The organism is Luteimonas sp. Soil_C_5, from assembly GCF_057656615.1.
Window position 1 is genome coordinate 161,204 of record NZ_JBDGKA010000001.1, and the last position, 15,112, is coordinate 176,315.

General features: G+C 67.9%; 16 protein-coding genes. 12 read left to right on the forward strand and 4 right to left on the reverse strand.

Annotated elements, in window-relative coordinates:
• Positions 1-10: 10 nt before the first annotated feature.
• The gene (locus AC3A5K_RS00785) at positions 11-967 is read right to left on the reverse strand and encodes an AAA family ATPase (RefSeq protein ID WP_487615610.1); all 957 of its coding nucleotides are present in this window, start codon (positions 965-967) and stop codon (positions 11-13) included.
• 58 nt (positions 968-1,025) lie between these two features.
• Between AC3A5K_RS00785 and AC3A5K_RS00790 the strand changes: the two genes are divergently transcribed.
• Positions 1,026-2,885, forward strand: coding sequence for an ArnT family glycosyltransferase (locus AC3A5K_RS00790; protein ID WP_487615611.1), 1,860 nt, complete (start codon positions 1,026-1,028; stop codon positions 2,883-2,885).
• A 3-nt stretch (positions 2,886-2,888) separates the two neighbouring features.
• Here the strand turns inward: AC3A5K_RS00790 and AC3A5K_RS00795 are convergent, their stop codons facing one another.
• Both AC3A5K_RS00795 and AC3A5K_RS00800 read right to left on the reverse strand, forming a co-directional pair.
• Positions 2,889-3,467 (reverse strand): Maf family protein, encoded by a 579-nt coding sequence (locus AC3A5K_RS00795; RefSeq protein ID WP_487615612.1) that lies wholly within the window; start codon positions 3,465-3,467, stop codon positions 2,889-2,891.
• Between the two features lie 2 nt (positions 3,468-3,469).
• A complete protein-coding gene (locus tag AC3A5K_RS00800) occupies positions 3,470-3,811 on the reverse strand; it encodes a hypothetical protein (protein ID WP_487615613.1) in 342 nt (113 codons plus the stop codon).
• Positions 3,812-3,967: 156 nt separating this feature from the next.
• Here AC3A5K_RS00800 and AC3A5K_RS00805 point away from each other — a divergent pair, with 156 nt between their 5' ends.
• The 8 genes from AC3A5K_RS00805 (at position 3,968) to fabF (ending at position 10,330) form a co-directional block, all read left to right on the forward strand.
• Complete coding sequence (locus AC3A5K_RS00805; protein ID WP_487616284.1) at positions 3,968-4,486, forward strand: YceD family protein; 519 nt, start codon at positions 3,968-3,970, stop codon at positions 4,484-4,486.
• 20 nt (positions 4,487-4,506) lie between these two features.
• The gene (gene rpmF / locus AC3A5K_RS00810; RefSeq protein WP_487615614.1) at positions 4,507-4,701 is read left to right on the forward strand and encodes a 50S ribosomal protein L32; all 195 of its coding nucleotides are present in this window, start codon (positions 4,507-4,509) and stop codon (positions 4,699-4,701) included.
• A gap of 142 nt (positions 4,702-4,843) precedes the next feature.
• Positions 4,844-5,827, forward strand: coding sequence for a beta-ketoacyl-ACP synthase III (locus AC3A5K_RS00815; RefSeq protein WP_487615615.1), 984 nt, complete (start codon positions 4,844-4,846; stop codon positions 5,825-5,827).
• Between the two features lie 75 nt (positions 5,828-5,902).
• Entirely contained in the window at positions 5,903-6,694 is a 792-nt protein-coding gene (locus AC3A5K_RS00820) for a BUD32 family EKC/KEOPS complex subunit (RefSeq protein WP_487615616.1), read from the forward strand.
• 81 nt (positions 6,695-6,775) lie between these two features.
• Complete coding sequence (gene fabD, locus AC3A5K_RS00825; RefSeq protein WP_487615617.1) at positions 6,776-7,720, forward strand: ACP S-malonyltransferase; 945 nt, start codon at positions 6,776-6,778, stop codon at positions 7,718-7,720.
• A gap of 102 nt (positions 7,721-7,822) precedes the next feature.
• Positions 7,823-8,566 (forward strand): 3-oxoacyl-ACP reductase FabG, encoded by a 744-nt coding sequence (gene fabG / locus AC3A5K_RS00830; RefSeq protein ID WP_487615618.1) that lies wholly within the window; start codon positions 7,823-7,825, stop codon positions 8,564-8,566.
• 130 nt (positions 8,567-8,696) lie between these two features.
• The gene (gene acpP / locus AC3A5K_RS00835; RefSeq protein ID WP_096208844.1) at positions 8,697-8,936 is read left to right on the forward strand and encodes an acyl carrier protein; all 240 of its coding nucleotides are present in this window, start codon (positions 8,697-8,699) and stop codon (positions 8,934-8,936) included.
• Between the two features lie 155 nt (positions 8,937-9,091).
• Positions 9,092-10,330: a beta-ketoacyl-ACP synthase II gene (gene fabF / locus AC3A5K_RS00840; protein ID WP_487615619.1), complete on the forward strand. Its 1,239-nt coding sequence runs from the start codon at positions 9,092-9,094 to the stop codon at positions 10,328-10,330.
• Positions 10,331-10,466: 136 nt separating this feature from the next.
• On the opposite strand, the gene cysS is transcribed toward fabF, so the two are convergent.
• Positions 10,467-11,834: a cysteine--tRNA ligase gene (cysS, locus tag AC3A5K_RS00845; RefSeq protein ID WP_487615620.1), complete on the reverse strand. Its 1,368-nt coding sequence runs from the start codon at positions 11,832-11,834 to the stop codon at positions 10,467-10,469.
• 267 nt (positions 11,835-12,101) lie between these two features.
• On the opposite strand from cysS, the gene AC3A5K_RS00850 reads away from it, so the two are divergent.
• The 3 genes from AC3A5K_RS00850 (at position 12,102) to AC3A5K_RS00860 (ending at position 15,073) form a co-directional block, all read left to right on the forward strand.
• Positions 12,102-12,476: a hypothetical protein gene (locus AC3A5K_RS00850; RefSeq protein ID WP_487615621.1), complete on the forward strand. Its 375-nt coding sequence runs from the start codon at positions 12,102-12,104 to the stop codon at positions 12,474-12,476.
• A gap of 260 nt (positions 12,477-12,736) precedes the next feature.
• Positions 12,737-13,759 carry an N-acetylornithine carbamoyltransferase gene (locus tag AC3A5K_RS00855; protein ID WP_487615622.1) on the forward strand — a complete coding sequence of 341 codons (1,023 nt, stop codon included), beginning with the start codon at positions 12,737-12,739 and terminating at the stop codon, positions 13,757-13,759.
• 72 nt (positions 13,760-13,831) lie between these two features.
• Entirely contained in the window at positions 13,832-15,073 is a 1,242-nt protein-coding gene (locus AC3A5K_RS00860) for an argininosuccinate synthase (protein ID WP_487615623.1), read from the forward strand.
• Positions 15,074-15,112: the final 39 nt, after the last annotated feature.

Genomic DNA, 15,112 nt, shown 5'->3' on the forward strand with positions numbered 1-15,112 from the left:
TGCGGCGCGGTCAGTCGACCGGAACGGCCTGCAGGATCGACGCAGCGAGTGCGTCGCCTCCATCGGCGGCATCGGTATCGGCGACCAGTCGATGCGACGCGATCAACGGGAACAGGTGCTGCACGTCGTCCGGCAGCGCGTGATCGCGGCCCTGCAGCAGGGCGAGCGCGCGCGCCGCACGCAGCAGCGCCAGACCCGCGCGTGGCGACAGGCCCACGCGGATGCCCGGATGCTGGCGGCTGCGTGCCATCAGCGCCTGCACGTAGTCGATCAGGGCGGGACTCGCATGGATGGCGGTCACCGCGCGGCGCAGCTGCAGCAGATCGTCGGCGCCGAGCAGGGGCATCATTCCCGAGATCAGCGAGCGGCGATCCTCGCCGGCCAGCAGCGCACGTTCGGCATCGCGATCCGGATAGCCCAGATTGAGCCGCAACAGAAAGCGGTCGAGCTGCGAATCGGGCAGGGGATAGGTGCCCGACAGATCGACCGGATTCTGGGTCGCGATGACGAAGAACGGATCCGGCAAGGCATGCGTCACGCCGTCGACGGTGACCTGGTGTTCGGCCATCGCCTCGAGCAGCGCGCTCTGCGTGCGCGGCGGCGCGCGGTTGATCTCGTCGGCCAGCAGCACGTTGGTGAACACCGGGCCGCCGTGGAATTCGAAACGGCGCGCGCCGCCGTCGTAGACCGACACGCCCACGACATCCGACGGCAACAGGTCGGAGGTGAACTGCACGCGCTGGAAGTCCAGGCCCACGGTCGCGGCGATCGCATGCGCGAGCGTGGTCTTGCCCAGTCCCGGCAGATCCTCAATCAGAATATGGCCGTCCGCCAGCAGCGCGACGAAGCTCATCGTCACCGCGGTCGGCTTGCCGAGCACGATGCGATTGACCTGCGCCTGCGCCGACGACAAGGCCTCACGGTGCCGGTCGGTTAGCATGGCGGGCGTCGTGAGCGGAACGGACATGCGCTGTCTCCCTGCGGCAATTCCCACGAGTGTAGCGAGGTCGGGTTCGATGCGGCGGATGGAAATGCGGACGGTCTTCATCGTCCTCTGGGTCGCGACCGTCGCGTTGAAGCTCGCGATCGCCAGCCGGCTTCCGCTGTTCGTCGACGAAGCGTTCTACTGGCTCGAAGGCCAGCATCCGGCGTGGGCCTATTCCGATCTGCCCGGCCTCACGGCGTGGCTGATCCGCATCGGCACCGAAGTCTTCGGCGACGGGCTGCTCGCGGTGCGTCTGCCCTTCATCGCGATCTCCGCGCTGGTGCCGTGGTGGATCGCCTGGTTGACGCGGCGGGAGTTCGGCGCCGAAGCCGGCTGGCTGTCGGGCTGCCTCGCATTGCTGTTCCCGCTGCTCGGTTCGCTCGGGGTGATGGCGCTGCCCGATGCGATCCTCGCGCTGGCGACGGTGCTGTGCCTGGATGCCGGCGTGCGCCTGCTGCGCGGCGTCAGTCACGGTGGTGCGGTGCTGCTCGCGCTGGGTCTGGCGCTGGGCGCGCTGAGCCATTACCGCTTCATCGCGGTAATCGGCGTGGGCATCGTCGCGCTGCTGTGCCTGCCGCGCGGACGCGAGGCGCTGCGCGATCCGCGCGTGTGGATCGCGATCGCCGCCGGCGCGGCCGCATGGATTCCCCTGCTGGCCTGGAACGTCGACAACGCCGAGGCCGGCCTGCGCTTCCAGATGGTCGACCGTCATCCCTGGGCGCTGCATGCGGAAGGCTGGCGGTTCCTGGTGATCCAGGCCGTCTTCGTGACGCCGTTGCTGTTCGCGGCGCTGCTGGTCGCCGCCTGGCGGATGCGTCGACTGCCCGACGATGCGGCACGTTTCCTCGCGCTCAGCGGTGGACTGCTGGTCGCCGGTTTCTTCGTGCTGGGCTTCGTCGCCGATACCGAGCGCGTCAGTTTCCACTGGCCATTGCCGGGCTACCTGGCGCTGTTGCCACTGGCCGGTTTCGTGCTGCTGGGCTGGCCGCGCTGGTTGCGGGCGGCAACCTGGGGGTTGCTGATCGTCGGCTTCGTCGCGGTGAACGCGTACTACTTCGCGGTGTCCACGCCGCAGGTGCGCGAGCGCGCCGCCGAGCTGAAGTGGTATCCGTCGAATTTCGCCGGCTGGGACGAACTCGCCGACGCCGTGCGCGAGGAGCTGGCCGCGATGCCGGCCGATACCGTGCTGGTGGCCGACAACTTCAAGATCGGCGCCGAGCTCGGCTTCGCACTGGGCGATCCTGCGATCCGCGTGCTCGACCATCCGATCAACCGCCACCACGGGCGCGCACCGCAGCTCGGTCTGTGGGGCCTGCAGCTCGACGACCGGGCGCAGCTCGACGGTCGTCCGGCCCTGCTCGTGATCGGCGCCACGGACGTCAAGTTCAGTGCGCTGCTCGAGCGCTACCAGACCGTCTGCGCGCGCATGGGCCGTCTGCCGATCAGCCGCGTCGTCAACGCCGACCGCGGCGCGCAACGCTTCGTGCTGTCGCGGCTCGATGCCGATGTCGGCGCGGATCCCGAGGGATGCGTCACGCCGGCGGTCGCGCATGTGGACGTGCCCGCGCCGGGTGCGCGCGTCGACCGCACGTTCGAAGTGAGCGGCTGGGCGGTCAAGGATGTCAGCGGCATCGCGTCGATCACGGTCACGCTCGACGGCGTGCCGGTGGCGGACGCGTCCTACGGCAGCGAGAACGGCTGGGTCGATACGTTCCTGCAGGGGCGTTCGCGTGATCCGTCGGGCGTGGATGTCGGCTTCCGCGCAACCGTCGACGCCGGCACGCGCGCGCCCGGCCTGTACTGGCTGGGCCTGCGGATCACCGGGCGCGATGGATCGGTCGAGGACTGGGCCGAACAGCCGGTGCGGATCTCGCCACCGGCGCCGACGTCGGCCGACTGAGGCTCAGGGCACCGCGTAACCGGCGCTGCGCAGCAGGCGCGCGGTGGCGATCAGGGGCAGGCCGACGAGCGCGGTGGGATCGGATGTCCGGATCGCATCGAACAGCGCGATGCCCAGGCCTTCGCATTTGAAGCTGCCCGCGCAATCGAATGGTTGTTCGGCATCGACATAGCGTTCGAGCGTGCCGGCGTCCAACGCGCGGAACTGCACCTCGGTGCGATCCTCGGCGATCAGGGTGGTCTGGTCCTCGCGCGCCAGTGCGACGGCGGTATGGAACACCACGCTGCGTCCGGACATGGACGCGAGCTGTGCGAGCGCAGTCGCGCGGTCGCCGGGCTTGCCCAGCAGCTGTGCGCCGGCCGCGGCCACCTGGTCGGAGCCGATCACCCAGGCGCCCGGCGCGCGATGGGCCACGGCTTCGGCCTTGGCCCGGGCCAGGCGTAGGGCCAGCGCTGCCGGGGCTTCGCCGTCGAGCGGATGCTCGTCGACCTCGGGCCGGACGCACTCGAACGGCATACGCAGGCGCGTCAGCAGTTCGCGGCGATACGGGGACGTGGAGCCGAGGATCAGCGGTCCGGCCATGTTCAGACGCCCGCCGCGGCGCGGGCCTGCGCAAGCTGGGCCAGATGCCGGTCGACCTGGGCCTGTGCGGCGAGGATCGAGTCGCGCATCGCATCCAGCGCGGCCACGTTGGCATCGGCGCCGTGCTGCTGCAGCCACAGGCGCTGGCGCAGCATTTCCTGCAGGGCTTCGCGCACCGGACCGCTGCTGCCGTCCAGGCTGTCGATCTGCGATCGCGCCTCGCGCAGCAGGCTTTCGAACGCATCCGCGGCGTCGAGCACCCGCGCATACGCCGCCCGGCGACGACGCGCGCGCCGCCAGTGCCACAGGCCTACAATGACGGCCGCAAGCGCGGCAGCAAGCATCAGATTCTCGATCGGTGGCACAGGCGACCATTCAGGAAGACGGGCCCGGCAGTCTGCCGTGCAGGGCGGAGCGGGGCAAACCCGCGCCGCGGCAGGGTTTCCAGACGGTCCGCGCCGTTGACAGCCCGCCGGGGCATCTTTAACATTCTGCGGCTTATGTCCGTCCAGATGCCCGAGTGGGTCGATGCTTGGCGCATGGTCGCGGCCAGGAGCCTCCTGGAAGGGCGGCTTGCGTTGTCCTCGATGCCGCGCCTGTCCGATGCCCTTGCCGATACCGATGGTGTTGATGCCGACTGCTCGATCGAGTTCGGTCACGATGCCCTGCAGACGGCGTTCGCCGAACTGCGCATCGAGGCCGGTCTGCCGCTGGTGTGCCAACGGACGCTCAAGCGGTTCGTGCATCCGGTGCAGATCGTGCAGCGGCTGGGCCTGATCCGCGATGAAGCGGACGAGGCCGGGCTGCTGCCGGATTACGAAGCGTTGCTGGTACCCGCGGACGGCATGCTCGCGCCGGCGACGCTGATCGAGGACGAACTCATCCTCGCGGTGCCGGTGATGCCGGTGGCCCCGGGTTCGGTATCGGTCGAGCGCGACTGGCCGGTATCGGCGGAAGAAGAAACACGCGTCAACCCGTTTGCGGCGTTGGCGGATCTCAAGAAAGACCGAAACAACTAGACCTTGCTGGAGCAATTCCCATGGCTGTGCAGAAATCCCGCGTTACCCCGTCCCGTCGTGGCATGCGCCGCGCCCACGACAAGCTCGACGCCAAGCTGCTGTCGACCGATCAGACGTCGGGCGAGACGCATATCCGTCACCACGTCACCGCTGACGGTTACTACCGCGGCAAGCAGGTGATCCAGCCGAAGACGCGCGTCGTCGAAGAAGACTGATCGCGCTTCAGGTCCCGCCGTGCAACACGGCGGGACCTCGATCATCCGGGCGGCGCGCCCGTCGCGGTGACGCGCCATGCCGATCCGTCGGCACGGACGTCGTCCTCCCAGCATTCCCACGAGGCGAGGGCGGCCCCGCACGATGACCAGCACACGCATCTATTCCCGCATTGCAGGCACCGGCAGTTATCTGCCTGAAAAGGTGCTGACCAACGACGACCTCGCGAAGTTCGTCGATACCAGCGACGAATGGATCGCGACGCGCACCGGCATCCGCGAGCGCCACATCGCCGCCGAGGGCGAGACGACGAGTGACCTGGCCTTCCATGCCGCCACGCGCGCGATGGAAGCGGCCGGTGTGTCGGCGGCCGAGCTCGATCTGATCATCGTCGGCACCACGACGCCGGACATCATCTTCCCGTCCACCGCCTGCCTGCTGCAGGCGCGGCTGGGCGCCAACGGCTGCGGCGCGTTCGACGTCAATGCGGCCTGCTCGGGCTTCCTGTACGCATTCTCGATCGCCGACAAATTCATCAAGTCGGGCGACGCGAAGACCGTGCTGGTGGTCGGCGCGGAAACGCTGACGCGCATGGTCGACTGGACCGAGCGCACCACCGCCGTGCTGTTCGGTGACGGCGCGGGCGCGGTCGTGCTCAAGGCCGATACCGAGACCGGCATCCTCAGCACCCATCTGCACGCCGACGGCGCGAAGAAGGAACTGCTGTGGAATCCGGTCGGTGTGTCCGCCGGCTTCCGCGACGACCAGCCCAACGCGGGCGTGCGCATCCAGATGGCCGGCAGCGACGTCTTCAAGTACGCCGTCAAGGCGCTGGACTCGGTGGTCGAGGAAACGCTCGAGGCGAACGGTCTCGATCGTCACGACATCGACTGGCTGATCCCGCACCAGGCCAATCTGCGCATCATCGAAGCCACGGCCAAGCGCCTGGACATGCCGATGGATCGCGTCGTGGTCACGGTCGACAAGCACGGCAACACCTCGTCCGGTTCGGTGCCGCTGGCACTCGACGAGGCCGTGCGTTCGGGTCGCGTGCAGCGCGGCCAGCTGGTGCTGCTCGAGGCATTCGGCGGCGGCTTTACCTGGGGTTCGGCGCTGCTGCGCTATTGATCCGGTCCGAGTCGGAGCCGTGGGCGTTCCGCGAATCACGCCGGAACGGAAATCCGCCGGCAGCGAGGAGGCCCCATGGGCGTTGAATCGATCGTGGTATCCGGGCGCGATGCCTGGCTGAAAGCCTATGAAGGCGGCGACACCCGGCGGCTGAGCCTCGGCATCCTCGACGCGATCGCGCGAGGTCTCGACATCGATGCCCTGCGTCCGCCGCCGCATCCCGGCGGCGGCGAAGCCAAGCGCATCGAAGCGCGCCGCATCGCCGAACTCGACGCGCAGGGCGTGCGCGTGCCGCGCGTCCTCGGCGAGGGCGCGTCGACCTTGCTGCTCAGCGATCTCGGCACCACGCTCGCGGCGCGACTGCGCGAGGCGGATGGTGATGCCGTGCGCATCGATGCGCTCACCGCGCAGGCGATCGACGCCGTGGCCCAGGCGCACGCGCGCGGCGCGTATTTCGGCCAGCTGGTGCCGCGGAACATCACGCTCGACGATGCCGGTTGTGTCGGCTTCATCGACTTCGAGGAGGACCCGCTCGAAGTGATGTCGCTGCCCCAGGCCCAGGCGCGCGACTGGCTGCTGTTCGCGTTCGGCATGGCGAAGTACTACGACGGCCGCACCGATGCACTGGCCGACATGCTGTCGGTGGTGCTGCAGCGTGCGCCGGAAGTCGCGGCGCATGCCGGTCGTGTCGGCCGTCTGCAGGGGCTCGCGCGCCAGTTGAGCCGTCTCGGCCGCTCCGCGCGCCATGTCGCGCATTCGATTCTGGTGGTGCGTGCGGCGACCGTGCTGCCGATGCTGCTGGTCGCGGTGGTGCTGTGGGATCTCATCGACGACGGTGAGATCGCGCTGCTGCAGCTGTTGTTCTGACGCCGTGCAATACGCACCGGTACAGACAATGTCGCGCGATGGCCTTTATCATCGCCCCCGTTTCAACGGCTGGAAGATCGCGTGACCGCATCACACCTCGCATTCGTGTTTCCCGGGCAGGGCTCGCAGTCGCTGGGCATGCTCGGCGAACTCGCCGCGCAGCATCCCGCGATCGGCGAAACCTTCGCCGAAGCGTCGGACGGCGCGGGCGTCGATCTGTGGGCGCTGGCGCAGCAGGGGCCGGAAGTCGATCTCAACCGCACCGAATTCACCCAGCCCGCACTGCTCGCGGCCGGCGTCGCCGTCTGGCGCGCATGGCAGCAGCAGGGTGGCGCAGTGCCGACGGTGCTCGCCGGTCACAGCCTCGGCGAATACACCGCACTGGTGGCGGCAGGCGCGCTGCAGTTGCGCGATGCCGCCCGACTGGTGCGTCTGCGCGGCCAGCTGATGCAGGATGCGGCGCCCGCGGGTACCGGTGCGATGGCCGCAGTCATCGGCGCGGAGGATGCGCTGGTCGAGGACGTCTGCCGCGATGCGTCCGACGACGCGGTGGTCGTGCCTGCGAATTTCAACTCGCCGGGCCAGGTCGTCATCGGTGGGCATGCGGCTGCGGTCGATCGTGCCATCGCGCTGCTCGGCGAGCGCGGCGTGCGCAAGGTCGTCCGGCTGGCGGTCAGCGTGCCGTCGCATACGCCGCTGATGCGCGATGCCGCCGACAAGCTGGGCGAGGCGATGGCGGCGGTCGCATGGTCCTCGCCTGCCGTGCCGGTGATCCAGAACGTCGACGCCACCGTGCATGAAAGCACCGACGCGATCCGCGACGCGCTGGTGCGTCAGCTCTATCTGTCGGTGCAATGGACGCGCTGCGTCGAGGCACTGGCGGCGCAGGGCGTCGGCCGGATCGCCGAGTGCGGCCCGGGCAAGGTGCTGACGGGCCTGATCAAGCGCATCGACAAGTCGCTCGACGCCCGTCCCCTCGGCGCGCCTGCCGATTTCGACGCCGTGCGTGCAGACTGGACGACGTGAACCCGCGCCGGCTCGACATCGTCGACCGCGGCTGAGCCTCCACGTCCGTTCCCGTTCCGTCCGGCCCGCCTGTGGCCGGACTTCGCCTCACTGGAGCTTTCCATGACCCATCATCTGACCGGCGAGATCGTCCTCGTCACCGGTGCGAGCCGCGGCATCGGCGCCGCCATCGCCGACACGCTGGCCGCGCAGGGCGCGACCGTGATCGGTACCGCGACCAGCGAGGCGGGTGCGGCGAAGATCGGCGAGCGCCTGTCCGCGCACGGCGGCCATGGCCGCGTGCTGGACGTCTCGCAACCCGGCACGATCGAAGCGCTGGTCGATTCGATCGCGTCGGAGTTCGGCGCGATCTCGATTCTCGTCAACAATGCCGGCATCACCCGCGACAACCTGTTGATGCGGATGAAGGACGAGGACTGGCAGGCGATCATCGATACCAACCTCACCAGCGTCTTCCGCAGCTCGAAGGCGGTGATGCGCGGAATGATGAAGGCGCGCAAGGGCCGCATCATCAACATCGCATCGGTCATCGGCGTGACCGGCAACGCCGGCCAGGCGAACTACGCCGCGGCCAAGGCCGGGATCATCGCCTTCAGCAAGTCGCTGGCGAAGGAGATCGGCTCGCGCGGCGTGACCGTGAATGTCGTCGCGCCCGGCTTCATCGCGACCGACATGACCCGCGACCTGCCCGACGCGTCGAAGGCTGCGCTGACCGAGCAGATCGCACTCGGCCGACTGGGCGAACCGGACGACATCGCCCAGGCCGTGGCGTTTCTCGCGAGCCCGTCCGCGGCGTACATCACCGGCGAAACACTGCACGTCAATGGCGGCATGTACATGCCCTGAGACGGGCGCTGAAATACCCTCTGATTCAAGGGCAAGTCGTTGAATGGCAAGGGCTTCGATGGTGGTACGCCCGTCGCCCGGCTTTCCCTTACACTATCCACCGAAATCGCCTCCCCGGAGCAGACTACCCATGAGCAACATCGAAGAGCGCGTCAAGAAGATTGTCATCGAACAGCTGGGCGTGAAGGAAGACGAAGTCAGCAACAGCGCTTCGTTTGTCGACGACCTCGGCGCCGATTCCCTCGACACCGTCGAGCTGGTGATGGCGCTGGAAGAAGAGTTCGAGTGCGAGATTCCGGACGAAGAAGCCGAGAAGATCACCTCGGTGCAGCAGGCGATCGATTACATCAAGGCGCACACCAAGGGCTGATGCCCGCGTCCGCGCCCACGGTTTCATCGAGGGGCGCGAGACCGGTCCGGCCGTGCGACGGCCGGACGTCCAGGTTCCAGCACGAGGCCGCACTGCGGCCTCGTGCATATGGGCGGACGCGCACGCGCCGCCACCGACTTGTCAGGAGTTGAGCAATGGCCAAGCGCCGCGTCGTCATCACGGGCATCGGCATTCTGTCGCCGCTGGGCAATGATCTGGCTTCGAGCTGGGACGGTATCGTCAACGGCCGCTCGGGCATCGGTCCGATCACCCATTTCGATGCCACCAATTTCGCCACGCGCATCGCGGGCGAAGTGAAGGATTTCGACGCGAGCCAGTGGATCGCGCCGAAGGACGTCAAGAAGATGGATCCCTTCGTGCACTACGGCGTCGCCGGTGGCCTGATGGCGATCGCCGATGCGGGCATCGACGTGCGCGAATCCGACGCCGAGCGCATCGGCGTGGCGATCGGTGCGGGCATCGGTGGCCTCAAGGGCATCGAGGACACCGCGATCAAGTACCACGAGGGCGGCCCGCGCAAGATCTCGCCGTTCTATGTGCCGTCGACGATCATCAACATGATTTCCGGCCAGGTCTCGATCATGACCGGCGCCAAGGGGCCGAACATCGCAGCCGTGACCGCGTGCACCACCGGCACGCACAACATCGGCCTGGCGATGCGCATGATCCAGTACGGCGACGCGGACGTGATGATCGCCGGCGGCGCCGAGTTCGCGACCACGCCGACCTCGGTCGGTGGTTTCTGCTCGATGAAGGCGATGTCGACCCGCAACGACGATCCGACCGGCGCCTCGCGTCCGTGGGACATCGAGCGCGACGGCTTCGTCATGGGCGACGGCGCGGGCGTGCTGGTGCTCGAGGAATACGAGCGCGCGAAGGCACGTGGCGCGCGCATCTACGCCGAGCTCGCGGGCTTCGGCATGAGCGGCGACGCGTTCCACATGACCTCGCCCAGCGAGAACGGCGAGGGCGGTGGTCGCTGCATGCGCGCCGCGATCGACGACGCCGGCATCGATCCCTCGCAGATCGGCTACATCAACGCGCACGGCACCTCGACGCCGGCCGGCGATGTCGCCGAGACGATGGGCATCAAGGGCGTGCTCGGCGCGCATGCCTCGAAGGTGATGGTCAGCTCGACGAAGTCGATGACCGGTCATCTGCTGGGCGCGGCCGGCGGTATCGAGGCCGTGTTCTCGGCGATGGCGCTGCACACCGGCATCATTCCGCCGACGATCAACCTGCACACGCCGGGCGAAGGCTGCGATCTCGACTACGTACCGCTCACCGCGCGTGAGCACCAGGTCGAATACGTCATGTCGAACTCGTTCGGCTTCGGCGGCACCAACGGTACGCTGGTGTTCCGCAAGGTCTGACGGCGACGCTGGACCTGTGCAAGAAAAGGCCCGCGCAAGCGGGCCTTTTTCTGTCTTCCGTTGGGAGCGCGCCTGCGCGCGATGGCGCTTCAGCGAAATGCCCCGTCGCGCGCAAGCGCGCTCCCCCAGTGATCCTTCAGCCGCGTTTCCAGCGCACGCCCTGCGGCGTGTCCTCGAGCACGATCTGTTCCGCCGCCAGCTGGTCGCGGATCGCATCGGCACGGGCGAAGTCGCGGGCTTGCTTGGCGGCGATGCGCTCGTCGATCAGCGCCTGGATGCGCGCATCGTCGCCTTCGCTCGCGCCACGGGCGAACCAGTCGGCCGGCGCCTGCTGCAGCAGGCCCAGGGCAAGGCCAGCGCCGAGCAGTTCGGCCTTCGCGGCCGCACGCGCGTCGGTGTCGACGGCTTTGCGCGCCTCCCCGGCGATGCGGGCCACCTCGGCCAATGCGGCCGGAGTATTGAGATCCTCGTCCAGCACCCGCTCGATGCTCTCGGGAATGCGCGCGGATACTTCGACATCGCCGAGGTCGCGCAGCGTGCCGTACAGCCGGTCCAGCGTACGCACCGACTGTTCGATCAGTGCATCCGACCAGTCCAGCGGCTGCCGGTAATGCGCGGAGAGCAGGGCATAACGCAGTGCCTCGGGCGGATGTGCCTGCACCAGGTCATGTACGCGTTCGATATTGCCGACCGACTTCGACATCTTGCTGCCGGCGAAGGTCAGCATGCCGTTGTGCAGCCAGACGCGCGCGAACGGTGCGCCGCCGTGGGCGCACTCGCTCTGGGCGATCTCGTTCTCGTGATGCGGGAACTGCAGGTCGACGCCGCCGGCATGGATGTCGATCGTCTCGCCCAGATGCGCGGCGGCCATCGCCGAGCATTCGATGTGCCAGCCCGGGCGGCCGCGCCCCCACGGCGAGTTCCAGCCGGGCAGGGCATCCGTCGAGGGCTTCCACAGCACGAAATCGCCCGCATCGCGCTTGTACGGCGCTACTTCGACACGGGCGCCGGCCAGCATGTCGTCGATGTCGCGGCGCGAGAGCTTGCCGTAGCCGTCGAAGCTGCCGACCGCGAACAGCACGTGGCCTTCGGCCGCGTACGCATGTCCGCTCTCGACCAGGCGCTCGATCATCGCGACGATCTCGCCGATGTGCGCCGTCGCAGCCGGCTCGATGTCCGGTGGGGCGATGCCGAGCGCCGCCATGTCCGCACGATAGGCGGCCGCGAAGCGGTCGGTGATCGTCGCGATCGGCACGCCCTGTTCGGCAGCGGCGGCGTTGATCTTGTCGTCGACGTCGGTGATGTTGCGCGCATATTTCAGCGCGCCGTAACGACGTCGCAGCAGATCCGCCAGCACGCCGAACACCACAGGACCGCGGGCGTTGCCGATATGGACGTAGTTGTAGACCGTGGGTCCGCAGACGTACATCGTGGGGCAGGTCGGATCGAGCGGCGCGAACGGCTCCATCTGGCGGGTGAGGCTGTTGTGCAGGTGGAGAGGCATCGCGCGGCCGAACAGGAAGACGTCGCGATTCTAGCGGGCGCGCGCAGGCGCGAATACCCGCGATGCGCCGGGCCGTGGCGCGGTGTCGCTGCGATCACGACAGCGACGATTCAGCCCGGTCGCCGGGCGCACCCCTACACTGGCCCGGTGCTGTCCCTCCCTCGTCGAAGTCGTTGGTTGCGCCTGTCGGCGCCCGTGTGGGCGTTCGCATGCGTGTGCGCGGCTCCGGCGTTCGCGCAATCGGCGCCGCATCCCGCGACCACGCGGATGGAGTACGCCCAGGTCCTGCGCGCCGATCCCGTCTACCAGACGTTGCGCGCGACCAGCATGGTCGAGCGCTGCGAGGCGGCGACGCCCGTGCTTTCGGATCAGGATGAGCGTCGCGGTCTGGCGCGCGTGGTCGGCGCGGTCAAGGACGTGCTGCGCTCCGACGGCGACCGGGTGGAGGAAGTCGACCGCTCGGCCGGTGGTGACTGCCGCATGGTGCCGATCGAGCGCGAGTTCCGGCGTCCGATCGCCTTCGATGTCGATTACGTGCACAAGGGCGTCAAGTACCGCTCGCGACTGCCCTACGATCCGGGCAACCGCCTGCGGGTGCAGGTCACGGTCACGCCGGTGGTCGCACCGGCCGATGGACGCTGACATGAAGCGGGCCGCCTGTTGCGGTGCAGCGCGCCGCGTGCGAGGATGCGCGCCGATGAACCCGCTCCGCGCCGACGCCGACATCCTGACCTCCGCCCGTATGGCGTCGGGCATGACGTCGCGTGCGCGTCGACCGGAAGCCCACATTTCCCGGGGCTAGACGGACACGTGCGCGCATGCGCCATCCGACGACGAACCCGGCCCATGCCGGGTTTTTTCGTTTCCGGCCCTCCGAATCCGCTTTCCATACGAGCCTACCGATGACCGCCATCCGACACTTCCTCAACACGCAGGACTGGTCCCGCACCGATCTGGACGCCCTGCTGGCCGACGCCGCGCGCTTCAAGCAGGAGAAGCTCGGTGACGCGCTCAAGGGCCGGTCGATCGCGCTCGTATTCTTCAATCCCTCGATGCGCACGCGCACCAGCTTCGAGCTGGGCGCGTTCCAGCTCGGCGGCCACGCCATCGTGCTGCAGCCCGGCAAGGATGCGTGGCCGATCGAATTCGATCTGGGCACGGTGATGGACGGCGACACCGAGGAGCACATCGCCGAAGTCGCGCGCGTGCTCGGCCGCTATGTCGACATGATCGGCGTGCGTGCGTTCCCGAAGTTCGTCGACTGGACCTACGACCGCCAGGACGTCGTGCTGAAGGCGTTCGCGAAGTACTCGCCGGTGCCGGTCATCAACATGGAGACCATCACCCATCCCTGCCAGGAGCTGGCGCACACGCTGGCGTTGCAGGAGCACTTCGGCACGTCGGACCTGCGCGGCAAGAAGTACGTGCTGACCTGGACCTATCACCCGAAGCCGCTCAATACCGCGGTCGCCAACTCCGCACTGACCATCGCCACGCGCATGGGCATGGACGTGACCCTGCTGTGCCCGACGCCGGACTACGTGCTCGACGAGCGTTACATGGACTGGGCCGAAGCCAACGTCGCAGAGAGCGGGGGCTCGCTGCAGGTCAGCCACGACATCGACAGCGCCTACGCCGGCGCCGACGTGGTCTACGCCAAGAGCTGGGGCGCACTGCCGTTCTTCGGCAACTGGGCACCCGAAAAGCCGATCCGCGACCAGTACAAGCACTTCATCGTCGACGAAGCGAAGATGGCGCTGACCAACAACGGCGTGTTCTCGCACTGCCTGCCGCTGCGCCGCAACGTCAAGGCGACCGACGCGGTGATGGATTCGCCCAACTGCATCGCCATCGACGAGGCCGAGAACCGGCTGCATGTGCAGAAGGCCGTGATGGCCGCGCTGATGCGCGGCAGTGATTCGTGATTGGTGATTCGGAAAAGCAAAGCTGATCCCGTATTCCTTGACCCCTATCTTCAAGCGTAGAGACCCTCTCCCATGTCGCAGCAGCCCGCTTCTTCGAATCACGAATCACGAATCACCAATCACGGCTCCAAAGATATCGTCCTCGCCTTTTCCGGCGGCCTCGACACCAGCTTCTGCGTGCCCTACCTGAAAGAGCAGGGCTGGACCGTGCACACCGTGTTCGCCGACACCGGCGGCGTCGATGCCGAAGAGCGCGCCTTCATCGAGCAGCGTGCGGCCGAACTCGGCGTCGCCAGCCACGTCACCGTCGATGGCGGTCCTGCGATCTGGGACGGTTTCGTCAAGCCGTTCGTCTGGGCCGGTGAGGCTTATCAGGGCCAGTACCCGCTGCTGGTGTCGGACCGTTATCTGATCGTCGACGCCGCGCTCGCGCGCGCGGCCGAGCTGGGCACCAATGCGATCGCGCACGGCTGCACCGGCATGGGCAACGACCAGGTGCGGTTCGACCTCGCCGTGAAGGCGCAGGGCGAATACCGCATCGTGGCGCCGATCCGCGAGATCCAGAAGGAACACACGCAGACGCGCGCCTACGAGCAGGCGTATCTGGAAGAACGCGGCTTCGGCGTGCGCGCCAAGCAGCAGGCCTACACGATCAACGAGAATCTGCTGGGCCTGACGATGTCCGGCGGCGAGATCGATCGCTGGGAAGCGCCGGGCGAAGGCGCCCGCGGCTGGTGCGCACCGCGTGCCGAATGGCCGGAAGCGCCGCTGCAGGTCAAGGTCCGGTTCGAGCAGGGCACGGCGGTTGCACTCGATGGCGAAACGCTGCCGGGCGCGCAGATCCTGGCGAAGCTCAACGCACTGTTCGCGCCCTACGGCGTGGGCCGCGGCGTCTACACCGGCGACACCGTGATCGGTCTCAAGGGCCGCATCGTGTATGAAGCGCCGGGCCTGATCTCGCTGCTCGCCGCGCACCGCGCGCTCGAAGACACCGTGCTGACCAAGCAGCAGAACCGCTTCAAGCCGGAAGTCGCGCGCAAGTGGACCGAGCTGGTCTACGAAGGTTTCTTCCACGATCCGCTCAAGGCCGACATCGAAGCCTTCCTCGCATCCTCGCAGGCCAAGGTGACCGGTGAAGTGGTGCTGGAAACCCGCGGTGGCCGCGTCGACGCGGTGGCGGTGACCTCGCCGCACATCCTCAACGCCAAGGGTGCGACCTACGCGCAGTCCGCGGACTGGGGCGTCGAGGAGGCCGAGGGTTTCATCAAGCTGTTCGGCATGAGCAGCACGCTGTACGCGCAGGTGAATCGCTGAGCAGCCGGGATGGGAATTCGTGATTCGTGATTCGGAACG